Source organism: Algoriphagus machipongonensis (assembly GCF_000166275.1).
In the GTDB taxonomy this organism is placed as follows: Bacteria; Bacteroidota; Bacteroidia; order Cytophagales; family Cyclobacteriaceae; genus Algoriphagus; species Algoriphagus machipongonensis.
Map to the genome: position 1 here is coordinate 1,280,380 of NZ_CM001023.1, position 24,674 is coordinate 1,305,053.

21 protein-coding genes are annotated in these 24,674 nt (G+C 40.4%); 10 read left to right on the forward strand and 11 right to left on the reverse strand.

Annotation, left to right across the window (positions count from 1 at the left end):
- Positions 1-128: 128 nt before the first annotated feature.
- Together ALPR1_RS05595 and ALPR1_RS05600 are read right to left on the reverse strand one after the other, a co-directional pair.
- Complete coding sequence (locus ALPR1_RS05595; RefSeq protein ID WP_008199068.1) at positions 129-731, reverse strand: DUF2911 domain-containing protein; 603 nt, start codon at positions 729-731, stop codon at positions 129-131.
- A 24-nt stretch (positions 732-755) separates the two neighbouring features.
- Positions 756-1,598, reverse strand: a complete 843-nt coding sequence (locus ALPR1_RS05600) for a sugar phosphate isomerase/epimerase family protein (protein WP_008199069.1) — start codon at positions 1,596-1,598, stop codon at positions 756-758.
- A gap of 90 nt (positions 1,599-1,688) precedes the next feature.
- Here ALPR1_RS05600 and ALPR1_RS05605 point away from each other — a divergent pair, with 90 nt between their 5' ends.
- From ALPR1_RS05605 to ALPR1_RS05615, 3 genes are read left to right on the forward strand one after another with little or no spacing between them, the layout of a single operon-like run.
- Positions 1,689-2,729, forward strand: a complete 1,041-nt coding sequence (locus ALPR1_RS05605; RefSeq protein WP_008199070.1) for a 6-bladed beta-propeller — start codon at positions 1,689-1,691, stop codon at positions 2,727-2,729.
- 25 nt (positions 2,730-2,754) lie between these two features.
- Positions 2,755-3,135 (forward strand): VOC family protein, encoded by a 381-nt coding sequence (locus ALPR1_RS05610; RefSeq protein ID WP_008199072.1) that lies wholly within the window; start codon positions 2,755-2,757, stop codon positions 3,133-3,135.
- Between the two features lie 26 nt (positions 3,136-3,161).
- Positions 3,162-3,776, forward strand: a complete 615-nt coding sequence (locus tag ALPR1_RS05615; RefSeq protein WP_008199074.1) for an alpha-ketoglutarate-dependent dioxygenase AlkB family protein — start codon at positions 3,162-3,164, stop codon at positions 3,774-3,776.
- Between the two features lie 2 nt (positions 3,777-3,778).
- On the opposite strand, the gene ALPR1_RS05620 is transcribed toward ALPR1_RS05615, so the two are convergent.
- The 6 genes from ALPR1_RS05620 to ALPR1_RS05645 form a co-directional block, all read right to left on the reverse strand.
- Positions 3,779-4,339, reverse strand: coding sequence for a LutC/YkgG family protein (locus tag ALPR1_RS05620; protein WP_008199075.1), 561 nt, complete (start codon positions 4,337-4,339; stop codon positions 3,779-3,781).
- Complete coding sequence (locus ALPR1_RS05625; protein WP_008199076.1) at positions 4,336-5,694, reverse strand: lactate utilization protein B; 1,359 nt, start codon at positions 5,692-5,694, stop codon at positions 4,336-4,338. The genes ALPR1_RS05620 and ALPR1_RS05625 overlap by 4 nt, the downstream gene beginning before the upstream one ends.
- Positions 5,691-6,434, reverse strand: a complete 744-nt coding sequence (locus ALPR1_RS05630; protein ID WP_008199077.1) for a (Fe-S)-binding protein — start codon at positions 6,432-6,434, stop codon at positions 5,691-5,693. Before ALPR1_RS05630 ends, ALPR1_RS05625 begins: the two co-directional genes overlap by 4 nt.
- 77 nt (positions 6,435-6,511) lie before the next feature.
- Positions 6,512-7,852: an FGGY-family carbohydrate kinase gene (locus ALPR1_RS05635; protein WP_008199078.1), complete on the reverse strand. Its 1,341-nt coding sequence runs from the start codon at positions 7,850-7,852 to the stop codon at positions 6,512-6,514.
- A 34-nt stretch (positions 7,853-7,886) separates the two neighbouring features.
- Entirely contained in the window at positions 7,887-8,921 is a 1,035-nt protein-coding gene (locus ALPR1_RS05640) for a GntR family transcriptional regulator (protein WP_008199079.1), read from the reverse strand.
- Positions 8,922-8,957: 36 nt separating this feature from the next.
- Entirely contained in the window at positions 8,958-11,078 is a 2,121-nt protein-coding gene (locus ALPR1_RS05645) for a bifunctional rhamnulose-1-phosphate aldolase/short-chain dehydrogenase (protein WP_008199080.1), read from the reverse strand.
- A gap of 257 nt (positions 11,079-11,335) precedes the next feature.
- On the opposite strand from ALPR1_RS05645, the gene ALPR1_RS05650 reads away from it, so the two are divergent.
- Genes ALPR1_RS05650 through ALPR1_RS05665 form a run of 4 tightly spaced genes read left to right on the forward strand, consistent with a single transcriptional unit; the run spans position 11,336 to position 15,323 of the window.
- A complete protein-coding gene (locus ALPR1_RS05650; RefSeq protein WP_008199083.1) occupies positions 11,336-12,742 on the forward strand; it encodes a purine-cytosine permease family protein in 1,407 nt (468 codons plus the stop codon).
- Complete coding sequence (locus ALPR1_RS05655; RefSeq protein WP_008199086.1) at positions 12,739-12,927, forward strand: hypothetical protein; 189 nt, start codon at positions 12,739-12,741, stop codon at positions 12,925-12,927. The genes ALPR1_RS05650 and ALPR1_RS05655 overlap by 4 nt, the downstream gene beginning before the upstream one ends.
- Positions 12,924-14,204, forward strand: coding sequence for a TIM barrel protein (locus ALPR1_RS05660; protein ID WP_008199087.1), 1,281 nt, complete (start codon positions 12,924-12,926; stop codon positions 14,202-14,204). The genes ALPR1_RS05655 and ALPR1_RS05660 overlap by 4 nt, the downstream gene beginning before the upstream one ends.
- 60 nt (positions 14,205-14,264) lie before the next feature.
- Positions 14,265-15,323, forward strand: a complete 1,059-nt coding sequence (locus ALPR1_RS05665; protein ID WP_008199090.1) for an SMP-30/gluconolactonase/LRE family protein — start codon at positions 14,265-14,267, stop codon at positions 15,321-15,323.
- A gap of 2 nt (positions 15,324-15,325) precedes the next feature.
- Here ALPR1_RS05665 and ALPR1_RS05670 read toward each other — a convergent pair whose 3' ends face one another.
- A complete protein-coding gene (locus ALPR1_RS05670; protein WP_008199091.1) occupies positions 15,326-15,880 on the reverse strand; it encodes a GNAT family N-acetyltransferase in 555 nt (184 codons plus the stop codon).
- A gap of 11 nt (positions 15,881-15,891) precedes the next feature.
- Positions 15,892-17,628, reverse strand: a complete 1,737-nt coding sequence (locus ALPR1_RS05675; protein ID WP_008199094.1) for a mechanosensitive ion channel family protein — start codon at positions 17,626-17,628, stop codon at positions 15,892-15,894.
- Between the two features lie 122 nt (positions 17,629-17,750).
- On the opposite strand from ALPR1_RS05675, the gene ALPR1_RS05680 reads away from it, so the two are divergent.
- Both ALPR1_RS05680 and ALPR1_RS05685 read left to right on the forward strand, forming a co-directional pair.
- Complete coding sequence (locus ALPR1_RS05680; protein ID WP_008199096.1) at positions 17,751-18,113, forward strand: transmembrane 220 family protein; 363 nt, start codon at positions 17,751-17,753, stop codon at positions 18,111-18,113.
- A 26-nt stretch (positions 18,114-18,139) separates the two neighbouring features.
- Complete coding sequence (locus ALPR1_RS05685) at positions 18,140-18,892, forward strand: NIPSNAP family protein (protein ID WP_008199098.1); 753 nt, start codon at positions 18,140-18,142, stop codon at positions 18,890-18,892.
- A gap of 68 nt (positions 18,893-18,960) precedes the next feature.
- On the opposite strand, the gene ALPR1_RS05690 is transcribed toward ALPR1_RS05685, so the two are convergent.
- A complete protein-coding gene (locus ALPR1_RS05690) occupies positions 18,961-21,081 on the reverse strand; it encodes a bifunctional rhamnulose-1-phosphate aldolase/short-chain dehydrogenase (protein ID WP_008199100.1) in 2,121 nt (706 codons plus the stop codon).
- A gap of 492 nt (positions 21,082-21,573) precedes the next feature.
- Here ALPR1_RS05690 and ALPR1_RS05695 point away from each other — a divergent pair, with 492 nt between their 5' ends.
- Positions 21,574-24,666 carry a SusC/RagA family TonB-linked outer membrane protein gene (locus tag ALPR1_RS05695; RefSeq protein WP_040302588.1) on the forward strand — a complete coding sequence of 1,031 codons (3,093 nt, stop codon included), beginning with the start codon at positions 21,574-21,576 and terminating at the stop codon, positions 24,664-24,666.
- Positions 24,667-24,674 lie beyond the last annotated feature (8 nt).

Consider the following 24,674-nt stretch of genomic DNA (forward strand, 5'->3'; position numbering starts at 1 on the left):
ATGGAAAATTTGAGAAACTAGTTATAGGTTTTTTGAAAATTTTCTATCCTGTACAATCAGGTTTGAGGATTTTACAAAAAAAATGCGCAAGTAAAACCTGCGCATTAAAATTATCAGTTTTGTTCTGGTTAGAACATTCCTTTGAAACTTTCTATTTTTTGATCCACTTGAGTGTCTACATAAAAAGTCAACATGACGTCTGCCCACATAAATGTGACAGAAGCAACTTTATTATCCTCCGCAGAAATGAAATAAGCTAACCTTTCAAAAGTCTCTGGTGCTGGAATAGGAGATACTTTGATCGCTACAGCATCATCTTTCATCATAGCCTCTTCGTCAATTCCACCATCTTTCATATAAGCAAAGACAGCGTTTCCTTTTCCATTGAGGTGAATAGTCCAATCACCACTTTCCATTGGTGTAATGAAGAGAGAGTATTTTCCTGCGCCAAGGGTTTTACCACCTACACTTACTGGCGTGCTAAACTCTATCATTGTTGGGCCATTGGCACCTGCTCTCCAGGTAACTCCGTATTTTTCTAGTTCTCCAAATACTTTTCTTCCTTTTACCGCAGGGGATGAGTAGTCTATACTGATTTTAGTGAAACCAACTACCTGAGATACGAAGGCTGCTGGGCTAGGTGCGGGAGATTGTAATTGGGCGAAAGACTGTGAAGTAAAAGCCAAGAAGACACCTAGTGCCAAAGTCAGGTAAATGTGTTTTTTGTTCATTCGTGTTTGTTTTGATATAGAAATTTATTTTAATAATTCTTTTTTGATGAATGCGACGCTTAAAGGAATTTGTTCTACGGATCTAGAACTCTCATCCTCAATAGTCAAGTATTCCGTGTTTTGCTTTTTGGCTTGTTTTATCAAACCTGCAATGTCCACATCACCAGTGCCAAGTACTACATTGGTCTCAACATCTCCATGACCATCGTTTGAGTTGGGAGTTCCAATCAATCTATCCTTTAAATGGAGCATGGGGAATTTCCCCTTATATTTTTTCATGATTTTCAATGGATCTCCTCCGCCCATTTTTACCCAAAAAACATCCATGTTGAAAGCGAAATTTTCTGCGTTTTTCAACATGTAGTCCATGATAGTTCCTTTTCCTTCTGGGTTGGGTGAAAATTCATAACCATGAGGGTGATATAAAAATTGAAGTCCTTCCGCTTGAAAATCTTTTCCTACCTGATTAAACAAGGCTGTGGCCACCTTGATTTCATCTAATGAAATTGGGCCATCCTCATGTGGAATCCAATAGCAAGTCACGTATTTTGCCCCATACTTTTTAGCCTGATCGACGATGGGTTGGATAGTCTTGGTTAATTGGTTGTAATCAGCACCTACACCTATAAATTTCAGATCGTTATCAGCCAAAAGTTTTTGATATTCAGTATCTGTCATACCGTAATTTCCCCCTCCTTCAAGGTTAGAAATTCCCCATTCTGAAATGAGCTGATGGTACTTGACAGGATCTTCTTTCATTTCATTTCGAAGGGAGTAAAGCTGTAAAGCGATCTCCTGAGAAAATGCGGTTGAGGTACACAAAAACGTGAAAATTGCAAAGAACAGGAGTTGAAACTGTTTTTTCATCTGGGTTTAATGTTTTGTTTCTCGTAAATTACGAAGATTGTTCGGTTTAATTACCAGAATAATGTATATCAAATCAATATCCCAAATTTTATGAAAACAAGTCGCAGAGACTTTGTCAAACAAACTTCCCTCGCGGGTCTAGCAATGAGTTTAAAACCTACATTTTCTTTTGGATTTAACACAGATGTAATAATTGGTCACGGAGACTTTCAGTACAAAGTCGATAAAGAGTGGGGGATGCTGGATCCTTCAAAAGTTCCGGTAGTCAATTGTCATGAAATGATCATGGATCGAAAGGGTCGTATGATTATGATTACAGACGAAGCAAAGAACAATGCCATTATTTATGATCAATCTGGAAAACTACTAGATACTTGGACTTTAAACCTCGACAGAGCTCACGGACTGACCTTGGTGGATGAAGGTGATGCGGAGTATTTATGGGTTTCTGATAACGGAGGAAGAGTGATTAAAACAACCCTTGATGGGAAAGTTGTGACAGAAATAAAGTCCCCTGTTTCAGAAGGTATTTATACTGAGAAAATGTCCTTTGTGCCTACAGAAACGACCATCGGACCCAATGGAGATTTATATGTAGCAGATGGCTATGGGTCGCAATATTTTTTGCAGTATGATAAGGATGGTAATTTCAAAAGGAAGTTCGGTGGTCCCGGTTCGGAAGATGGGCAGTTTAGCACAGCTCATGGAATCACAGTTGACTATAGAAATGGTAAACCAACCTTGCTTTGTACCTCTAGAGGCCATAATTCCTTTAAAAGGTTTACACTGGATGGTGAATATATAGAGACGATTTTTTTACCGGGTGCATTTGTTTGCCGACCTGTAATCCATGGCGATAACCTTTATGCCGGTGTTTGCTGGTCAAGATTAAGATACTTGGAACAAACTCCAGATTCAGGTTTTGTGACCATTTTGGACAAGAATAATAAGGTGGTTTCAAATCCTGGAGGCACGGCTCCAGAATATCGAGATGGGAAATTACAATTGATGGTTCAAGATCAACCCATATTTAAGCATTGCCATGATGTCTGTATTGATCAGGATGAAAATATTTATGTGTGTCAATGGAATGCCGGGAAAACATATCCTATCAAATTAACCAGAGTTTAAATGAATTAACCTAAACATATAAATTATGAAAACAGTAACTGTAGGCTGGTTTGAAATCCCTGTGGAAGATATGGACCGAGCGATTGCATTTTATGAAAAAGTGTTTGACTGTAAGCTGAATAAGCAAGTAATGGGTGATTTTCAAATGGCTTGGTTTCCTTGGGATGAAACCGGAAAAGGGGCTGGTGGCAGCTTGGTCTATCACAAAGAGTTTTACAAAATCAGTGATCTCGCTGGGCCATTGATTTATTTTTCTTCAGCGGATTGCGACATTGAGCTTGGAAAAATCGAAGAGGCTGGAGGAAAGATTCAAATTCCAAAAAGGATGATCGCACCTGATATAGGGTATATGGGTGTGTTTTTGGACTCTGAAGGCAATCGAATTGCCCTGCATTCTCAAAGCTAAAATTCCAAAAATAGTAAGTGGCTTAAATGAGTTTGTTTGATTTAGAATTTGATCCTAAGAAAAACCTTCTTCCGTTAGATGGGACGGTTAATTATTATGGCAAATTATTGAGTCTAAAGGAAGCAAACTCTTATTTTTCTGTTTTGATGGATTCTATCGAGTGGAGGAATGATGAGGCCATAATTTTTGGGAAGAAGATAATCACCAAGAGGAAAGTGGCTTGGTATGCACAGTCAGCTTTTGAATACACTTATTCAAATCACACGAAAACTGCTTTGCCTTGGACTCCAGAATTGCAGGAATTGAAATCGAAAATCGAAGAAAAGACAGGTGAGACTTTTAATTCCTGCCTGCTAAACCTATACCATAATGGCAGTGAAGGAATGGCATGGCATAGTGATGGGGAGAAAGATTTAAAAAGGAATGGGGCTATAGCATCCCTGAGTTTAGGGGCGGAAAGGAAATTTGCTTTTAAACATAAGGTAAGCAAGGAAAAAGTAGAAATGATTTTAGAGCAAGGGAGCCTGCTAGTGATGAAAGATGAGACCCAAAGCAATTGGTTGCATAGACTTCCACCCACGAAAAAGATTCATCAGCCCAGAATAAATCTGACCTTTCGAACCATCGTTGAATCTGTTTGAGGTTAAACGAGAACTACCTTTAAGCTTTTTGCACCATGTGCGCCTATAACGAGGGATTGTTCTATATCAGCGGTTTTGGAAGGCCCAGCGATAAATACCCCAAAACCGGAATGTTGTAAGCCTATTTTTTCATAAGCTTCATGCATGTTGTTAAGGATTTGGGATTTTTCTAAAATAATCACCAGGTGTTGGGTGATGAAAGGTACTGCTCGCAAACCTAAATTTTCATCGTCCAGCCAGATCGCCGCATTTTCGGCTACTCCAAGTTGCCCGTCGATGATTGCAAGATCCAAGTCTTCCAAATCATGAGGATCCTCAGGAAGGTCGACAGATTTTAAATCTGGAAGGAGTTTCGAGCCTGAATAAACTTTTGGGAATGCTCCGGAATTCACCATATCCCAAAGCTCTTCCTTGAAAATTAAAGACCCTTTGTTATTCTGAAGTGAAGTTCCAAAAACGGTTACAGGGTCACCTTCAGAATCAAAAACAGGGACTTCAGGCAAAGGTTTTACTTCCTGTCCAAGCGCTTTAATTTTAGATAGAATGGATTCTCTACTACTCATGATCTATTTTTTTGATACCACTCCTTAAATGACTGTTTTGGTGTTGCTGGCAAATCGCGTCCTTTACCCCATGCATTTAGCGGATTATAAATGATGCTATTTGGGAGAGTCTTTAGTGTTGCCCGAAGCATCTTGCCTGAAATTTTATATGCCAAAGGACTTTTAAATATTCCATTGGCCAGCTGCATCGATAAACCCTTTCCAGTGATCCCCTGAGCCTTGGTGATTTCCTGTCTCCATTCGTAGAGTTGCTCGTGGATATTGATCTTTACAGGGCAAACATCTGAGCAGCTACCACATAGTGTAGAGGCAAAAGGTAATGTGCTATATTTTTTCACGTCGATTCCTGGCGAAAGAATAGATCCGATAGGACCGGGAACAGTACTTCCATAGCTATATCCCCCGCTTCGACGATAGATAGGGCAGGTATTCATGCATGCCCCGCAACGGATACATTTAAGAGAATTCTTGAATTTATCTCGAGCAAGTTGATTGGTTCTTCCATTGTCTACCAAAATCAAGTGCAACTCTTTGCCAGGAGCCGGACTCCTGAAATGTGAGTTGTAATTGGTGATGGATTGTCCGGTGGCAGATCGAGCCAAAAGTCTTAGGAAAACTCCCAGGTCGGCTCTTCTAGGAATGATCTTTTCTATTCCCATACAGGCAATATGAACATCCGCGAGATGCACTCCCATATCTGCATTTCCTTCATTGGTACAGACCACAAACTCACCAGTTTCAGGAATGGCAAAATTCACTCCCGTGATGGCTACTTTGGCTCCGAGAAATTTATTCCTTAAGTGCTCTCGAGCTGCATGGGTCAAATATTCTGGATCTTCGTTTCCTTTTTGGGTCTTTAGTTTTTTATGAAAAAGCTCTGAAATATCTCCTTTTTTCAAATGAATCGCAGGAAGGACAATATGACTAGGAGGTTGTTTCATAAATTGAACTATCCGCTCACCCAAGTCGGTATCAACTACCTCGACTCCATTTTTCTCCAAAAAAGGGTTTAAGTGACATTCTTCTGTCAGAATTGACTTACTCTTTACAATGGCTTTGCATTTCTGCTTCTTTAGGATTTCTAGGACAATCTTATTATGCTCTTCAGCGTCCTTTGCCCAATGAACATGAATTCCATTTTCAGTAGCTTTCTTTTCGAGTTCAGCTAAATAATTGTCCAGATTAGAAAGAACATGGTCTTTAATTCCTGAGGCGATTTTTCTAAGCTCTTCCCATTCCGGGATTTTTTTACTGGAAATATCTCTTTTCTCCCTTACAAACCAGAGAGTCTCATCATGCCAATGGGCACGTTTTTCATCTTTGAGAAATTTCGCTGCCTGACTTGGATGACTCATGAAATGGCTTGGTTTAGGATTTCTGCCAAATGCATAAATTTGACCTGATTATTATTTCTTTGGGCGATTCCTTGAAGGTGCATAAGACAGGAAACATCACCGCCACAAATAATTTCTACTTGATGTTCTAGATGGTCCGAAAGACGATCTTTTCCCATTTGCACAGAGAGCGCTTCTTCAGAAACGGCAAAGGTTCCTCCGAATCCACAGCACTCATCTTTTCTGGCAAGTTCAACCCATTCCAAACCCTTAATTCCTGCAAATAATGCTTTGGCTTTGTTGAATGGGGCTTCGTTAAGTTCAGAAGAGGAACTTAGCCTAAGGCCTCTTTGACCATGGCATGAGGAGTGAAAACCAATTTTATGAGGAAAGCTTCCCTGAATGGTGTCCACCTTCAGGATATCGGTAATAAATTCACTCAATTCGTAGGTTTTTGCCTGCACTTCGGCTTGTTCTTTTCCTCCTTCTTTTAAACAAGGTTGATGCTCTTTTACGTGAAGGACGCAGCTGCCAGAAGGAGCTACTATATAGTCGAAGTCTTTAAAAGTCTCAATAAATTGTCTGGTGGTGCCCTCAGTGTCTCGCTCATAGCCTGAATTTGCCATAGGTTGGCCGCAGCAAGTTTGATTCATTGGATAGCTCACGTTGCAGTTAAGCTTCTCCAAAAGCTCAAGGGTTGCTTGACCCACATGAGGGTAAAACTGATCTATGTAGCAAGGGATAAAAAGGGCAACTTTCATGAAATTTTAAAATTAATTCATTGTGCATTTTTCAATGCTATGGTGAATTTACACGAAATACGACAACCGCCGAAGAATTAAATGGCTGGTGGTTTGAAATCAGGTTGAACAAGCAAAGCAGCACCAAGTGCTGTTCCCAAAGCAAAATCACTGGTAAGAATATTTAATCCAGGCAATTTTTTTCTAAGCATTCCCACAAATATTTCATTGGCATTGAAGCCACCATCAATAAACATTCTTTTTACTGAGGTGCCAGACCAAACGAGATTTATGGCAGCTATCTGCAATTCTGTGAGCTCATGAATAAATGTATAATAGGCATCTTCAAAATCTTCAAATTGATTAAAGTCCATCTCTTCTGCTTGAGTTAATCCGTAATTCTCAGGACTTAAATAATGGAACTTGATTTTTTGAGGAGAAGATTTGATTTTTTCGAACCTGGCCTCATCAAACTTTAATTTCTTATAAGTCCCTAAGGGTTTGTTGAAGAAATCATACATTTTTCCCACTTGGTATTTATGTTCCTCTCCGATAAAGAGTCTACTTATTTTGATTGGGTCTCCAGTGATACCAATAAACTGAAGGCAATCTTTCAAAAGCTCTGATTTAGTTAACTGAGTTTTATTGAAAGGGTTTATGCAAATGGACCATGTTCCTGTAGATAGGAGCATAAAAGGTTCGTTTTCCTTTTTTAAATAAGGAAGGAGCGCAGATGAAGAATCATGGACTCCTATTCCAGAGGGGATACTGCCAAACTCAGGTTTTGTCTGGAAGATGGTAGAACTTGGGATCGCTGGAAGTAAGAGGTCTTGTAAATTATTTTCATCAATCCATTTATGATATTTTTGCTCATGAAAATTCCAAAGACCTGTATGGCATCCAATACTGGTGAAATCTGAAACGAATTTTCCTGTGAAAATTGAACTCAAGTACTGAGGTAAATGGAAAGTATGCTTGATTTTTTTAAATAAATCCGGCTTTTCATTTTGGATGTAATAAAGCTGTAAACCAGAGTTGAGCATCGCTAATGGTGGAGAGGCAGTTTTGGTGCAAAAATCCATTTTCCCACCTTGTTCCTCGTAGAATTTATCCAGCAATGCTTCAGGAAATGGCTTGAGGTAATCATAGAGTGGAGTTACGGGATCACCATTTTCATCGGTGTGTACCAGAGTAGCCCCATAACTCGTAAAGTTGATGCGTTGGATATCAAACTTCTCCATTTTCTGTGCCTCGAGAAAGGTTTTAACCATCCATTCTTTTAGCTCATCGATAGGCTCTGATTTAAATCCGTCTTCATCCTCTCCTGGTTCCAGCCTGTGGTAAGTTTGATAAACTTCTTCGAGTTTACTGTCAAAGAGGAAAAACTTTTTATTCGTTTTCCCAATATCAAAAATAGCTGTAACTGGAATTTTGCTCATAGATTTTCTGGGCCTTGCATGAAGCAAGTAGGATTTAAAGTGATTTTCTTACGATTAAGCGGAAGGGGTTTTTGATTGGGATTTTATCTTCCTCTCCCATGATTTGACGTCCGATCGATTTTCCCATATGAATGAAATCTGTAGAAATTGTTGAAATTCCTTTATCAAGAATTTCCTTCAGAGGGGTTTCATTGTAGGAGATTAATCCCACATCCTGACCTAGAGTTAGCATTTGCTCTCTCGCCTTTTTGATGATGTTTACTAAGTCAGACTCAGCAAGGACTAGAAACAAATCCCCATCACTTATTGGCGCATCATCAATACCATCCAAAATCATGTTTTCGAAGTCATGGAAGAAGCAGAATCGTTTAAACCCATCCACAATTTCCAAAGGGTACATATCTCCTTTTGGGAAGACAAGAATCATTTTTTTGTACTTCCTCAAATGACTTAATCCTGTCTCTAATGCAGCAAAAATATCCTTTGCAAAATCCTGGAATACTCCTGGGAATTCATTTTCATGACCTTTTATGGCTCTGTCCATGATCAAGAGTTTGTCTTTTGGGATCTTTTTTAATAGTTCATACCCACTGATAGGGTGGGTTTCTTTATCAAAGAAATGTGGGGCAATCACATAGTAATTGTATTTCCCTACATTTTGATGAATAAGATCTTCCAGTAGATCCACATTGTAGTGATGTACATGCATGTCTACTGTAGCATGTTCACCTAGGGTCTCAATGATGGTGTAATAAATGATTTTCTTATAAGAACTGAGCTTGTTGAAAAGCAATAAGACTTTGACTTTGTTCTCCACATTGGTGGAGGTGACATAAAACCCTTTGCCCCTTACGGAACTAATGATTCCTCTGTCTTTCAGTTCGTTATATGCTTTCTCTACCGTGTCTCTTGATAGCAGAAAATCAAAACTGGTTTCATTGATAGAAGGAATTCGATCCCCGATTTTTAGTTTTCCTTTTTCTATTTCATCGAGGATCAAATTCACTACTTGCAAATACTTAGGGGTTCTTGAATCCGTATGGATTCTTTCCGATTTGTCCACAAGCATGGTATTTTGGGTTTGGTTGGAATTTCATTCCTATTGTTATCTCGGGAAAGCAGGCGCTAGCCCACCATCCACATTGAGCATATTTCCAGTTGTTTTATCGAGCATTCCGGATACGAAGGCAAAGGCAGCGTCTGCGATATCCGAAGTTTTCACGGATTCTTTGAGCAGGGTTCTGTTGGCATAGTAAGCAGGGAGTTCTTTGACTTCGATGCCATAGGCTTTGGCTCTGTTTTCTGCCCATCCACCTTCCCAGATGTTTGAGTTTTCGATTACCGCATCGGGGTTGACCACGTTGACACGGATTTTTTCAGGTCCCAGTTCGGCAGCCATGAGTCTGGACATGTGCAGCTGAGCTGCTTTTGCCGTTCCGTAAGCAACGTTCTTAGGTCCAGCCACCAAGGCGTTTTTACTGACGATGTTCAGGATATCTCCTCCGAATGCCTGCTGCTTCAAGATGCTTACCCCGGCCTGGGAAACCTCAAACTGCCCTTTGACCAAAATGTCAAGGAGTTTGTTCCAGTCCTGATCGGTATGATCTTCAAAAGCCTTGGAGATGGAGATACCTGCATTGTTTACAATGATGTCGATTCCCCCGTATTTTAAACAGATAGCCTGCATGGCATTTTGGAGACTCTTTGGATCAGTCACGTCCAGGGTTACCCCAAGGAAAACGTCTTTTCCATATTTTTTCATCATCTCAGCTTCGGTTTCTGCAAGTCTGTCCGCATTGATATCGGTCACCACGACGCAGGCCCCTTCCTGGATGAATTTCTCTGCTATTCCTTTTCCGATTCCTCCGGCACTTCCGGTGATCAGGGCAATCCTTCTGGATAATGGCTTTTCCTTAGGCATACGCTGAAGCTTGGCTTCTTCCAATAACCAGTATTCGATGTCGAAAGCTTCCTGTAAGGGTAGGGAAACGTAAGAGGAAACAGCTTCGGCACCTCTCATGACATTGATGGCGTTGATGTAAAACTCAGAAGCCACCCGTGAAGTCTGCTTGTCCTTGGCAAAGGAGAAGAGTCCCACACCCGGCCATAAGATGATGACAGGATTAGGATCCCTCATTCCCGGAGAATTGGGATGCTTATGCTTTTCGTAATACTCGGCATACCGCTCGCGGTAAGCCTGAAATTCTTTTTCCAGATCAGCCTTCAGGGCATTCGGATCCGAAAGATCTGTGTCTGCAGGAATGTCTAAAACCAGCGGAGAGATTTTGGTACGCAGGAAGTGATCCGGACAGGAAGTTCCCATAGGAGCGAGTTTGCCCAGGTCATGTGAGTTGATGAACTGCAACACCACTTCTGTATCAGCAAAGGTGCCGACCATCTTCTTTTCTGAAGAAGCAAGACCACGAAGCACAGGGGCCAGTAGCGCTGCCTGAGAGGCACGCTGTTCTGCAGGTAGAGAGCTTACTTTGGTTCCGCCGAAGACCGGTCTGTTCTTCCCGTAGTTTTCTTCTAGATAAGCGGAAGCCGTTTCAATTACTTCCAGACTGTTGATATAGCATTCAAAGGAGGTGTCACCCCAGGTGAAGAGCCCGTGTCCACCGAGCATGATACCGCGGATTCCCGGATTCTCATCAAGAGCCTGCTTGAGCTGAAGTCCCAGGTCAAAGCCCGGACGCTGCCAGGGTACCCAGGCAATCTGACCTTTCCAGAGTTCCTGAGTGATCTTCTCCCCGTCTTTGGAAGCGGCAATGGCAATGGCTGCATCAGGATGCAGGTGATCGATATGTTTGAAAGGCAAAAATGCGTGCAAAGGGGTGTCGATGGAAGGGGCCTTGGAGTCCAGGTCGTAGATACAGTGGTTAAAAAGTCCCACCATCTCATCTTCAAATTCAATCCCCCGATAGATTCCTTTGAGAGCTCGGAGCTTGTCTACGTAAAGTCCGGCCAAACCTGCCTTTTTGAGGGTACCGATGTCCCCACCGGAACCTTTGACCCACATCACTTCCACGGTTTCCTTGGAAAGAGGATCTGCTTCATAGGTTTTACAGCTGGTGTTTCCCCCACCGTAATTGGTGATTCGCAGGTCAGCTCCCAGGATATTGGATCTATAGATCAATAGGTCTACTTCATTTCCCTCCATTTCGGCAGCTTTTTTATCATCCCATAAAAAGCTGACATGGTTGAATTTTTTGGTATTCGTATTCATGTTAATAGTTCAAGTTTAATGGTTTGAATATGGGGTAATCTAAGGTTTTTGGTGTCCTGTGCTGTCTTGAAAAAATGAATTGATTCATCTTTCAAGGCTTGTTTATCCCTTCTTTATAAAGGAGATACTTCAAATATAAATTTAGAAAATAGAAAGGGAAGAGAAACGACAATTTAGGATTAATCCATCTTTTTTGACTTTTTTAAGGATGGGGCAGGATAGTTTGGATGAAGAATTTAAACTTTTTACGAGTTAATATGAAAGAGCAAAAACTATTTAAAAAGATTGTTAGTCAAAACAATGAATATGAAAGGACGCCTGTTCCTTCTGATCAATTAAAATCTGGTAAGAGCTTTTTGGGGATGTATGCAGGTGAACATACAGCAGGGACCGAGTTTGTGATCGGGCCACTTTTTGTAGCACACGGAGTTTCAGCAGGTGATCTGATGATTGGGCTTTTGATAGGAAATCTTCTCGCTGTGCTAAGCTGGGGCTTTTTAACAGGGCCGATAGCCACTTCTAAAAGAATGACACTTTACTATCAGTTGGAAAGGATCACAGGGAAGTCAGTTGTCAATTTATATAATCTTATCAATGCTCTGATGTTTTGCTTTTTGGCGGGATCGATGATTGCAGTTTCTGCAACTGCAGTAGGAATTCCCTTTGATTTAGCGATGCCTACACTGACTGATTGGTATCCTAAAACCCCCGGTTGGATAGTGGCTGTAATCATCATGGGTGCTATAATTACCTTGATAGCGATTCGTGGCTATTCGCAAGTTGCCAAATTCGCCAACGTCATGGCGCCTTGGATGATATTGATATTTATCTCAGCAGCATTTGCAGCCCTACCTCAATTGGGAGTCCATAGTTGGGATGAATTTTGGGTGGCAGCAAATGAAGTAATTTGGACTGGAGTCCCTTTGGCAGGTATGTCTAAATTCAGTGTTTGGCATATCATCTTTTTCTGTTGGTTCTGTAACATGGCTATGCATATTGGTATGTCAGATTTGACGATTTTACGTTATGCTAAATCCTGGAAATATGGTTTCTTTTCATTTGCCGGGATGTATATAGGCCATTTTGTAGCCTGGATTGCTTCAGGGATTTTATATGCAGTTTTCTTACAAACCAATGCCAATTCTCAGGAATTCGCCCCAGGACCTATTGCTTATCAGGCTGCTGGTGTGGCAGGAGCTGTCTGCGTAGTGGTGGCTGGATGGACTACAGCTAACCCCACCATCTATAGAGCCGGATTGGCATTACAGGGAATATTCCCAAAAACCAAAACCTGGAAAATCACCGCAATCGTTGGTGGAATTACCAGCTTGGCAGCCTGTTTTCCCGCATTGGTGATGAAGTTGCTGGATTTTGTGGCATTGTATGGCTTAGTCTTGATGCCTATGGGAGCCGTGATTTTTGCTGATTTTTATTTTGCTGATAAATTCGGGTTCCAGCAAGAACAAGCTTTGAACAATAAAAAGAATTTCACTTGGCCAGCCTTGGTAGCATGGCTAAGTACCTTACTGTGTTGCTACCTCATGAATTATTTTTACGGTCTTGATATCTATTTTCTTGGATTGCCAGGTTGGTTTATTGCCGTCCTATTATTTGTAATCTTTTCCAAAATCAAATTCCCAACTACTAAAGCTAAATTGGCATGAAAACTATCTTAAAAATAGCATCCTATATTGCTTTGGCGATGACCATCATTCCTCCAATAATGTATTTCAAATCGGCCATTTCTTTGGATTCTAGCCATTTGTACATGACACTAGGAATGTTGCTTTGGTTTGGAACGGCACCTTTTTGGATCAATAAAAAAACAGAAGAACAACAGAATAAATGAAACTTACTTCAGATAAAATACAAGAATTAAATCAATCAAAACTTTCCTCTCATCAAGAAGAATTGAATTTTCTTTCCAACAGACTCTCGAAAGAGGGGCATGATGTTGAGTCATTAATTCAAAAAATTAAAGATTTTCAAATAGCTGTGCCAAGTTGGGCTTTAGGAGCAGGAGGGACACGGTTTGGAAGGTTTGGAATCGGAGGAGAACCAAGGACTTTAGAGGAGAAGCTAGAAGATATAGGCTTGTTAAAAGCTTTAACACAGAAAACAGATAGTGTGTCCTTACATATACCATGGGATATCCCATCTGATGTTTCAGGGGTCAAAGAGCTGGCAACTGACCTTGGAATTGGTTTTGATGCTATGAACAGTAATACTTTTCAGGATTATGGTCAAGCAGAAACTTATAAGTTAGGGTCTTTAGGAAATGCCAAAAAATCAATTCGTGATCAGGCTGTAGCTCATAATATTGAAGTAATAGAAATAGGGGAGAAACTTGGTAGTAAAGGTCTCACGGTTTGGCTAGCAGATGGTAGTAATTTCCCGGGGCAATCGAGTCTTCGGAATTCACTCCAGTGGACCCAGGAATCCTTGCAGGCAATCTATGGAAAAATGCCAGGTGATTGGAAAATGTTACTTGAATACAAGCCTTACGAACCTAATTTTTACCATACCATTATTCCTGATTGGGGGACATCCTCTTTGCTTTGTAAATCAGTTGGTGATAGAGCCAAAGTACTAGTGGATTTAGGCCATCATTTGCCTAATACGAATATTGAACAAATTGTCGCCACCCTGATGTATCAGGATATGTTGGCAGGATTTCACTTCAATGACAGTAAGTATGGAGATGATGATTTGACAACAGGTAGTATCAAACCTTATCAGCTGTTTTTGATTTTTTGTGAGTTAGTTTCCGGAGCGGAAGATGGAGCTCAAGCTTGGGAAAGTATTTCCTGGATGATTGATGCAAGCCATAATACCAAAGATCCCATAGAAGACTTGATGCAAGCACTTGAGATGATAGGTGTCTGTTTTACCAAAGCATTATTGGTAGACAGAAAGAAACTATCCGCCTGTCAAATCGAAGGAGACGTGGTAGGTGCTCAGGAATGTCTTCAAGCTGCATTCCAATGTGATGTGCGTCCTTTGGTGAAAGAAGCGCGAATCCAAAACGGGGGAGCTTGCGATCCTATTTCAGTTTACAGAGAGTTAGAAATCCGTAAAAAACTGATTAATACAAGAGGAGCTGACTCCAGATCAACAGGACTTTAATCTTAAAGTAATCGGATTAATGAAAGCAATTTCGAGATATTCAATAAATTGAAGGTTCTAATGAAACCCGAAAAACCTATGAAAAACTTCTTGATATTGCTTTTTGGCTCACTGTTGATTTTTTCCTGTAACAGCCCAAAAACAGAATCTGAAAATTCAACCCTTGATAAGGATAAAGAGTCAAAAACTAATTATCAAACTACTGGATCGATCGAAAGGCTCCTGCCTGAACTGGATGGACTAATACCCAACGAGGCTGAAATTGAAATTTTGGCATCGGGCTTTGATTGGATCGAAGGTCCGCTTTGGTTAGCCGATCAGAATGCGCTGCTTTTCTCGGATGTTCCACAAAATCGAATTTGGAAATGGACGGAGAAAGATAGTTTGGAATTGTTTTTAGAGCCCTCAGGGTATCTTGGAGATGAAGAAAATAAAAGAGAGCCCGGTTCCAATGGCTTAATGCTGGATGCTGAAGGGAATTTGATTCTTTGTCAGCATGGAGAGAGACAGATCGGTAAAATGATTTCTTCAATTAATCAGCCTAAGGCAGAATATGAGATTTTGGTAAATACTTTTGTAGGGAAAAAATTTAATAGCCCGAATGACTTAGCGATTAATGAAGGAGGTGCTATTTATTTTACAGATCCTCCTTATGGTTTGGATCCCTGGAATACAAAAGAATTAGATATTCAAGGAGTTTATCAGCTGGATTTTATGGGGAATGTTTCTCTGCAAATCGACTCTTTAGCCAGACCTAATGGAATAGGATTGAGTCCTGATGACCAGCATTTGTATATCGCCCAATCGGACCCAAAACAAGCTAGGTACTATCAATATGACCTGGATGAAAATGGGAATGTCTCTGCAGGAAGAATGATTTTGGATGTCACTCAGCTTGTAGGCATGAATAATCCAGGTTTACCTGATGGACTAGCGGTTCATTCTTCAGGACATTTATTTGCAAGTGGGCCAGGAGGCATCTTGATCATTAGCCCGGAAGGAAAGCATTTAGGGACAATAAAGACAGAAAGAGCTACTTCAAATTGTACGTTTGATGCGGATGAAAATTACTTGTACATGACCGCAGATATGGACTTGTTAAGGATTCAATTGAAGTAAATCTAAAGGTCTGTCCAGTCCCATAATACAATGGCCCAGGTTTCAAATTCATCTTTAAACAGGTGAATCGTTTCAAATCCCATTTTTTGATGGGCTTTTAAAGATCGGAGGTTGGAAAGTGAGATTTCTGTGATAGCAAAATCATATTTGCTGGCAAAAAAGGATTTGTAAGCTTGATAGCATTGGGAGAATAGTCCTTGACCTCGATGTGTTTTTCCAATGCATACCTGTCCCACGGTTATGTAATTGTAATCTTTGATAGGCCGGTTTTTGAATTGTATTTTATCAAATTGTTCAAACATTGGGACGAGCATAGGAACATCTGCTCTTGAGGTCTTGGTCATAGCTAAAACATAAGCCACCACTTGATCTCCTTTCTTGGCTATAAGGTGTTGCTCTATGGAATTGAGTTTAGATAATAATTCTAAATTATGTTCTACTCGGACAAACCCTTGTTCATTTTTCTCTTCTTCAGAAATATTTTGCAATAGGTTTTCCCTTTGAAGGTCTAATATTCCTACTAAATCTAATTCTGTTTCGGCTTGCTGAATTTTCAATCTCGTACAACTTAAGAGTAAGTGGCATCGTCCATTCCTTGAATAGAATCATCCTCCGGTGGTGATTCTGAGTTTCCCTTTGGCTCTTCAGCTTTCTTTTCTTCTTTTTCGGGTTTTTTCTCTTCAGGAATATAGGTAGGTGGAATAGTTAATTCATTACCATCTCTTTGTGCGCGATAATGTGGAGACATGATTTCTACGCCTGCATTTTGAAAAGCATCTTGGATATTTGCATGTAAATCGGAATAGCTTTTCGCGGCTATTTTTGTGTTTGCAGTATATGCATTTATCTGGTAGCTGACATAGTAATCATCAAGGCTGGTTTGAAGTACAAATGGCTTGGGTTCTTTGATGATACTTTCAACTTCCAGTGCCGCCCCGATCAGTAATTCATGGACTTTTCTCCAGGGAACATCATAGCCTATGGTCACAGTGCTGTGTAAAATCAAACCGGCTCCATGATCTTCTACGGAGTAATTAATCGTGTTTCCATTTAGAATTGACGAATTAGGAATGGTTACTTCCTCATTTTTTATGGTTCGTAAGCGAGTGACAAGCATCGTTTTTTCGATCACATCGCCCGTTGTATCCCCTATTTTTACCCTGTCCCCAATTTTAAATGCCCGCATATAAATAATAACTAAGCCGGCGATGATATTACTGATGGCTGATGATGAGCCTAAGGAAATCAATAAGCCTAAAAATACACTTACCCCTTGAAAAGCAGGAGAATCTGAACCTGGGAGGTAGGGGAATATGACAATAAAAGAAAAGGCAAAAACAATAATTTTAACCAAATTAAATGTCGGCTTAGCCCATTCTGGGTAAAAACCTGGTAATCGAAGATTTCCTCTTTCGATCTCTTCAGAAATAAAGCTGATAAACTGACCAATGTAATAGGTGATTACGACGATCACTAAAATGGTAAATAGGTCAGGTAGATAGCTGAAAAAGGAATAGAAAAAGGAAACTAATGGGTTGGTTACATATCCAAGGAGAACGCTGGCCAGTCTTTTGGTAGTAGGGAAAATGCTAAATACTAAGGGAAGGGCGAGATATAATAGGATTATGATAAGCAGAATTTTAACCACCCTCATGAGAGTTTTTAATACCCTTTCTTCCCTTTCTGCTGATAGCAGCTCGAAGTCTCTGACCTTGATCCCTTTAAAATAATGATGCCACCTCCTTAGGATAAAATCAATCAATTTGTTGAAACCTTTATTGATGAATCTTACCAGCAAGATGACTATTATAATCACCCCTATCAGTAAGCCTGTTCTGGTTAAATTTTGAATAAAGGATCTGTTATTATGATTTGCAGCATAGGAATCCTTTATTGATTGGATGTAGAATTCAGCGATCTCTTCTTGATCATTACCTATAAATGCAGCATCCTGAGCCGTTACGCTCCCTAAGATGATATCTCCATGTAAGATTTCAATTGCAACCTCATCTTGGCTCAAGCTCAACAAGGTGGTGTCTAGACTTTCAGCATCGAGTAAAAGGTCTAGTTTATTTGAAAAATTAGTAGCCCTTTCCTCTTGTGAAAAAGGGCCTAGCTTTGCTCCAATGTAAAACAAGGTGTCTTCATAAAATACCACTGGGTATACCTTCGGTTTTTGGAGGCTGTCAGCTAGCGTGCTGTTGATCGTGTCTTTGGCCGTTGTGTCTCCCGATTGGGCAAATGCACCTACACTTAGTAAGAGGAAGAAAGCGAATGTTAAAATTCTCTTTAACGAAGTTAGCATGTAGTAAAAATAGTGGTTTTAACCCCTCAAGAATATTCTTTTGAAATTTCTAAACCGTTTGCAGCATTAAAATAAGTAATTTTGATGGTTTTCAGTAGATTTGATCAAAAACCATTTTACTTATGACTTTCAATAAAGTGTTTTATGGAATCTGGGCGGTATTATTCGCTCTTTTTGCATATTGGCAGATTAATGACCCCGATCCGGAACTCTGGGTAAGTGTTTATGTTGTCGCAATTATTTTTTGCCTGTTAGGATTTAAAGGCATTTTCCCGAAAATTCCTTTGACAGTGGTGGTGGTAGTTTGTCTGGTTGGAGCAGCGCTCTATTGGCAAGGGGAAGTTGGAAGCTGGGTTTCCCAAGAAGTGGAGCAACATAATCTTAGCATGAAAAATGATTTTATGGAAGAGTCCAGAGAATCCTTTGGCTTATTGATCATTTCCCTTGTGATGTTGCCAGGACTCATAAAAGCCTGGAAGAAATAATAAAACAAACCCTAAAGAAATAACCTATGAAATTACGTTTGACGATTGCTCTATTCTTCATTTTAAGTAGTTTTTGTTCTATGGCACAGCAAGGAGAAACCCTTAATTCGACATACTTCGAAATTCGAAAATATTATGCTAATCCCGGTAAACTTCCTGCTTTGATCAAAAGGTTTGAAGATCATACCATGCGTATTTTCGAAAGAGTTGGGATGGAGAATGTTATTTACTTGGTCCCAACTGAAAATGAAGATAATTCCTTGACCTATATTTTGGGTTACCCTGATGAAGCTGCTAGGGATCAAATGTGGCAGCAATTTGGGAATGATCCTGAATGGCAAAAAGTATTCAGTGAATCTAGGGTTGATGGTCCTTTAGTTTCAAGAGTAGATCAAACGTTTATGACTTTGGCTCCAGGATTAAATTCTTCTCCTATTCCAGACAATAGTGGGATTTTTCAACTACGGATTTACACTTGTTTTGATGGGAAGTTGGATAACTTAATCGCTAGGTTTAAAGATCATACTCAAGAGTTGTTTGCAAGACAAGGCTTGAAAAATTATCCCTATTGGATATCCAAAGAGAAGGATGGAGGGCAATCTAAGTTGGTATATCTTTTAGGACATGAAGATCAGGAATCATTTGAAGCAGCGTTTCAAGCCTTTTTAAAAGATCCTGATTGGGTAAAAGCAAGAGATGCTTCTGAAGAAAATGGAAAGATTGTAGAAAAAGTTGATGCTACATTTTTTAAGCCTTTGCCATTTTCTCCTATAAAATAATGGTGTCCAATGAAGTGAAATAAAAAAAGCCAACTCTAATGTTGGCTTTTTTATGGTTTACCGATGAATTATCTCGGGAAAGCAGGCGCTAGCCCACCATCCACATTGAGCATATTTCCAGTTGTTTTATCGAGCATTCCGGATACGAAGGCAAAGGCAGCATCAGCGATATCCGAAGTTTTCACGGATTCTTTGAGCAGGGTTCTGTTGGCATAGTAAGCAGGGAGTTCTTTGACTTCGATGCCATAGGCTTTGGCTCTGTTTTCGGCCCATCCACCTTCCCAGATGTTTGAGTTTTCGATTACCGCATCGGGGTTGACCACGTTGACACGGATTTTTTCAGGTCCCAGTTCGGCAGCCATGAGTCTGGACATGTGCAGCTGGGCTGCTTTTGCCGTTCCGTAAGCAACGTTCTTAGGTCCAGCCACCAAGGCATTTTTACTGACGATGTTCAGGATATCTCCTCCGAATGCCTGCTGCTTCAAGATGCTTACTCCGGCCTGGGAAACTTCAAACTGCCCTTTGACCAAAATGTCAAGAAGCTTGTTCCAGTCCTGATCGGTATGATCTTCAAAAGCCTTGGAGATGGAGATACCCGCATTGTTTACAATGATGTCGATTCCCCCGTATTTTAAACAGATAGCCTGCATGGCATTTTGGAGACTCTTTGGATCAGTCACGTCCAGGGTTACCCCAAGGAAGACGTCTTTTCCATATTTTTTCATCATCTCAGCTTCGGTTTCTGCAAGTCTGTCCGCATTGATATCGGTCACCACGACGCAGGCCCCTTCCTGGATGAATTTCTCTGCTATTCCTTTTCCGATTCCTCCGGCACTTCCGGTAATCAGGGCAATCCTTCTGGATAATGGCTTTTCCTTAGGCATACGCTGAAGCTTGGCTTCTTCCAATAACCAGTATTCGATGTCGAAAGCTTCCTGTAAGGGTAGGGAAACGTAAGAGGAAACAGCTTCGGCACCTCTCATGACATTGATGGCGTTGATGTAAAACTCAGAAGCCACCCGTGAAGTCTGCTTGTCCTTGGCAAAGGAGAAGAGTCCCACACCCGGCCATAAGATGATGACAGGATTAGGATCCCTCATTCCCGGAGAATTGGGATGCTTATGCTTTTCGTAATACTCGGCATACCGCTCGCGGTAAGCCTGAAATTCTTTTTCCAGATCAGCCTTCAGGGCATTCGGATCCGAAAGATCTGTGTCTGCAGGAATGTCTAAAACCAGCGGAGAGATTTTGGTACGCAGGAAGTGATCCGGACAGGAAGTTCCCATAGGAGCGAGTTTGCCCAGGTCATGTGAGTTGATGAACTGCAACACCACTTCTGTATCAGCAAAGGTGCCGACCATCTTCTTTTCTGAAGAAGCAAGACCACGAAGCACAGGGGCCAGTAGCGCTGCCTGAGAGGCACGCTGTTCTGCAGGTAGAGAGCTTACTTTGGTTCCGCCGAAGACCGGTCTGTTCTTCCCGTAGTTTTCTTCTAGATAAGCGGAAGCCGTTTCAATTACTTCCAGACTGTTGATATAGCATTCAAAGGAGGTGTCACCCCAGGTGAAGAGCCCGTGTCCACCGAGCATGATACCGCGGATTCCCGGATTCTCATCAAGAGCCTGCTTGAGCTGAAGTCCCAGGTCAAAGCCCGGACGCTGCCAGGGTACCCAGGCAATCTGACCTTTCCAGAGTTCCTGAGTGATCTTCTCCCCGTCTTTGGAAGCGGCAATGGCAATGGCTGCATCAGGATGCAGGTGATCGATATGTTTGAAAGGCAAAAATGCGTGCAAAGGGGTGTCGATGGAAGGGGCCTTGGAGTCCAGGTCGTAGATACAGTGGTTAAAAAGTCCCACCATCTCATCTTCAAATTCAATCCCCCGATAGATTCCTTTGAGAGCTCGGAGCTTGTCTACGTAAAGTCCGGCCAAACCTGCCTTTTTGAGGGTACCGATGTCCCCACCGGAACCTTTGACCCACATCACTTCCACGGTTTCCTTGGAAAGAGGATCTGCTTCATAGGTTTTACAGCTGGTGTTTCCCCCACCGTAATTGGTGATTCGCAGGTCAGCTCCCAGGATATTGGATCTATAGATCAATAGGTCTACTTCATTTCCCTCCATTTCGGCAGCTTTTTTATCATCCCATAAAAAGCTGACATGGTTGAATTCATTATTTTTTATTGTCATTTATTTTGGGTTTAAATAAGAGATGCAAGTAAACAATCAATTTAGGAGCAAAATGTTTGCTCGCTATCCTGTTCTATACTGTGTTGTTAATTGTTATTTGTGTTTATATAAGGAAAAAAATGATTATAAATGGTATAGGGTTGATATTTTAATATGTTTTGAAGTTCAGAGAAAAAATAATGTTTAGTTATTTTCAATAAAACTCTTGAGAATGATGAAAAGTGTTGGTAATTAGGGGATTGTATTTTTTAAAGTTTTGATAAATTTTCTAAATGTGAATTTTGATATTGATGAAGCTGTTTTTTTAAGTTTTATATAATAACTCTTATATAATTTTAAATACTTCATAAAACAGCTATATCTATCCTGTTCTGTCCTGTTGTTTTTTAGCGAAATATAATTTCTTATTTCAGGATGCGACAGGATAGGTGTTGTGTGTATTAATGCTTAATTCAAAGAAATTACCGCTTGTTAACATTAACCCAAAATTCTATGAAGAACCATTATCTATTATGTAAGAAGCATTTTTATTTGCTTCTGTTTATTGTTCTATCCTTTAATCTAACTGCTTATTCACAGTCCTCAAGTGTGCGTGGAACAGTCATAGATGAAACGGGGGAGCCAGTACCAGGTGCAACCGTGATGATTAAAGGAACGCAGGTAGGAACCGTCACCGATATTGATGGTGTTTTTAATATTGAAGCCTCTCCAGGAAATGTGTTAGTATTTTCCTTTATAGGGTATACTCCTTCAGAAGTAACCGTTGAAGCTGGAAAAACCAATTACGATGTAACCATCGAATCTTCCATGTCAGATCTATCTGAGGTGGTCGTGGTAGGTTATGGTAGTCAAATTAAAAAGGAAGTGACCGGAGCTATTCAAACCATCAGTGAAGATGAATTGAAGGATATGCCGGTAACTACCACAGCTCAAAAATTACAAGGTAAACTTGCTGGTGTTCAGATCAACCAGACAACTGGTAAACCAGGACAAGGAATGAATGTCCGAATCCGTGGCCAATTGTCTGTTTCAGGAGGTAGTGACCCTTTATATGTAGTGGATGGTTTCCCGATTACAGGTGATATCAATACACTCAACCCTGACGAAATTCAGGATATTACAATTTTGAAAGATGCAGCTTCTACTTCTCTTTATGGTTCAAGAGCCGCCAATGGCGTTGTTTTGATCACAACTAAAAAAGGGAAAGTTGGTCAGACAAATGTGAATCTGAATGTATACACAGGTTTTCAAAAGGTTCCTGAAAATGGAAGACTTGAAATGTTAAATGCTGAGGAGTTTGCTCAGTTTAAGAAAGAATATTATGAAGATGCAGGACAGCAAGTACCGGCAATCTTTCAAAACCCATCGGATTTTAGAGATAAAAACAACGATTGGTATGGTGCCATGTTGGAAACTGCACCAATTACTAACTACAACCTGACTATTACTTCTAATAAGGAAAAAGTAAATACTGCGATCGTAGCAGGTGTTTTTGATCAAAAAGGGGTAGTTAGAAATACAGATTATGAGAGATATTCTATTAGAATGAACACAGATTACACTGTGTCTGACAAGGTTTCGATTGGTTTGAATGTGGCACCAAGCTACATCGTAGACAATACTCCACAAACGGATGGTTCTAGAGGAACAGGTATTTTATTCAATGCCCTTCACACTTGGCCAGTGATGGATATTTATGATGAAAATGGCGACTTGACTTATTTCAATCGATTCCCAGCTGAGACAGGAAATATCTTCGCCTATCCAAACTGGTTGAGATCTGCCGACGAAATTACCAATCAGACAAAGAGGGTAAATATTTTGGCAAATACTTATGCTGAATGGAGACCAATTAAGGGGCTTTCTTTGAAATCGACCTTTAATACAGAAATTAGAAATTCAAATTATTTCTTCTTTAACCCTTCTACAGCAACTAACAGAATTAACGTTTCAATCCCAACAGTTGCAGTTTCGATCAGAGATAATTATCGAGACTTATCATGGTTGAATGAAAACATTGCGACTTACACTAATAATATTGGTGATCATAACTTTGAAGTATTGGCTGGTTTTTCTAATCAAAAGTTTAGAAGAGACAGAACTAGAATTCAAGCTGATACCTACGCAGATGATCGGCTTCCAACAATTCAGGGAGCAATCAATATCAATAGAGGTGGGACACTTTCTGATGTAGACGAATGGTCATTGACTTCTATTTTCTCAAGATTGACCTATAATTACAAAGGTAAGTACTTGTTTACCGCGGCAGTGAGAGGTGATGGTTCTTCCAGATTTGGAGAAGATAATCGATGGGGTATTTTCCCTTCTACATCTGTAGGTTGGGTTTTATCTGATGAAAGCTTCTTAAATACTAGCTCAACTGTTTCCTTTTTGAAATTAAGAGCGAGTTTCGGGGTGACAGGTAACAATAATATCGGTAACTACACTCAATATGCTTTGGTGAATAATACCATCAACGCAGCCTTTGATAACAATGTAGTGCCAGGTGCAGCAGTTACTTCTTTAAGCAATACCAATCTTGGTTGGGAAACCACAGCTCAATTTGATATTGGACTGGATTTAGGCCTATGGGATGATCGAGTGACTTTTGGTTATGATTACTATACCAAGAACACCACCAACTTATTGTATGCGGTTCAGGTACCACAAGAATCCGGTTTCACGAATTTCAATGATAACATCGGTGAAATTAAGTTCTGGGGACATGAATTCACGATCAATACCGTGAATACAACTGGACAATTTAGATGGACTACGAATGCTAACTTATCCATCAACAGAAATGAAGTATTAGAACTTGCTGATGGAATCGACCGAGTTTATGGATATGCACATATCACGCAAGTAGGACAGCCATTCGGCCAGTTTTATGGATTGCAGAAATTAGGAAATTATGCCAATGCAGAGGATTTGGCAAATTCTCCAGTGATTCCTGGTAGATCAACAGTTGGTAGTATTAAGCTTGCTGATATTAATGGTGATGGTGTGATTACCTATGGAGGTGATAATGATGATAGAACAATCATCGGAAATCCTTTCCCTGATTTTGTTTACGGTTTTACTAACAACTTCAAGTGGAAGAATTGGGATGCAAGTATCGTAGCATCAGGATCTCATGGAAATCAGTTGTATATGAGACACCTTTACTCCACAGCTAACCTAGATGGGGTATTTAATATGGTGGCTAAAGTTGCAGACCGTTTCAGATCTCCAGAAAATCCTGGTGAAGGAATTTTTGGTACTACTGTCGGTGGAGGTAACGTAACCGGTATTGAGCGTGACTGGCCTAACAGTAATTTTGTTTGGGATGCTTCTTATTTCACAATTAGAAACATTACAGTAGGGTATAATTTCACGAATTTACCAAAAGCGATAAAATCTGCTCGTCTTTATGCCTCAGGACAAAACATGTGGGTTTTTACCAAGTATTGGGGTGGGTCTAACCCAGAGGTTAGTATGCAGAACAATGGCCAGGGAGATGGTGGAAACTTAAGCCCAGGAATTGATTTGGCTGGTTATCCAGTTCCTAGAACTATCACATTTGGTGTAAATATCACCTTTTGATTGATCCC

Excerpts from the sequence above, each read along its gene's own strand:
- ALPR1_RS05615 (WP_008199074.1), top strand. The coding sequence starts at position 3,162 with ATGAGTTTGTTTGATTTAGAATTTGATCCTAAGAAAAACCTTCTTCCG.
- ALPR1_RS05690 (WP_008199100.1), bottom strand. The coding sequence starts at position 21,081 with ATGACAATAAAAAATAATGAATTCAACCATGTCAGCTTTTTATGGGAT.
- ALPR1_RS05695 (WP_040302588.1), top strand. The coding sequence starts at position 21,574 with ATGAAGAACCATTATCTATTATGTAAGAAGCATTTTTATTTGCTTCTG.
- ALPR1_RS05680 (WP_008199096.1), top strand. The coding sequence starts at position 17,751 with ATGACTTTCAATAAAGTGTTTTATGGAATCTGGGCGGTATTATTCGCT.
- ALPR1_RS05600 (WP_008199069.1), bottom strand. The coding sequence starts at position 1,598 with ATGAAAAAACAGTTTCAACTCCTGTTCTTTGCAATTTTCACGTTTTTG.
- ALPR1_RS05605 (WP_008199070.1), top strand. The coding sequence starts at position 1,689 with ATGAAAACAAGTCGCAGAGACTTTGTCAAACAAACTTCCCTCGCGGGT.
- ALPR1_RS05640 (WP_008199079.1), bottom strand. The coding sequence starts at position 8,921 with ATGCTTGTGGACAAATCGGAAAGAATCCATACGGATTCAAGAACCCCT.
- ALPR1_RS05655 (WP_008199086.1), top strand. The coding sequence starts at position 12,739 with ATGAAAACTATCTTAAAAATAGCATCCTATATTGCTTTGGCGATGACC.
- ALPR1_RS05685 (WP_008199098.1), top strand. The coding sequence starts at position 18,140 with ATGAAATTACGTTTGACGATTGCTCTATTCTTCATTTTAAGTAGTTTT.
- ALPR1_RS05595 (WP_008199068.1), bottom strand. The coding sequence starts at position 731 with ATGAACAAAAAACACATTTACCTGACTTTGGCACTAGGTGTCTTCTTG.
- ALPR1_RS05665 (WP_008199090.1), top strand. The coding sequence starts at position 14,265 with ATGAAACCCGAAAAACCTATGAAAAACTTCTTGATATTGCTTTTTGGC.
- ALPR1_RS05630 (WP_008199077.1), bottom strand. The coding sequence starts at position 6,434 with ATGAAAGTTGCCCTTTTTATCCCTTGCTACATAGATCAGTTTTACCCT.
- ALPR1_RS05620 (WP_008199075.1), bottom strand. The coding sequence starts at position 4,339 with ATGAGTAGTAGAGAATCCATTCTATCTAAAATTAAAGCGCTTGGACAG.
- ALPR1_RS05650 (WP_008199083.1), top strand. The coding sequence starts at position 11,336 with ATGAAAGAGCAAAAACTATTTAAAAAGATTGTTAGTCAAAACAATGAA.
- ALPR1_RS05675 (WP_008199094.1), bottom strand. The coding sequence starts at position 17,628 with ATGCTAACTTCGTTAAAGAGAATTTTAACATTCGCTTTCTTCCTCTTA.
- ALPR1_RS05660 (WP_008199087.1), top strand. The coding sequence starts at position 12,924 with ATGAAACTTACTTCAGATAAAATACAAGAATTAAATCAATCAAAACTT.
- ALPR1_RS05625 (WP_008199076.1), bottom strand. The coding sequence starts at position 5,694 with ATGAGTCATCCAAGTCAGGCAGCGAAATTTCTCAAAGATGAAAAACGT.
- ALPR1_RS05645 (WP_008199080.1), bottom strand. The coding sequence starts at position 11,078 with ATGAATACGAATACCAAAAAATTCAACCATGTCAGCTTTTTATGGGAT.
- ALPR1_RS05610 (WP_008199072.1), top strand. The coding sequence starts at position 2,755 with ATGAAAACAGTAACTGTAGGCTGGTTTGAAATCCCTGTGGAAGATATG.
- ALPR1_RS05635 (WP_008199078.1), bottom strand. The coding sequence starts at position 7,852 with ATGAGCAAAATTCCAGTTACAGCTATTTTTGATATTGGGAAAACGAAT.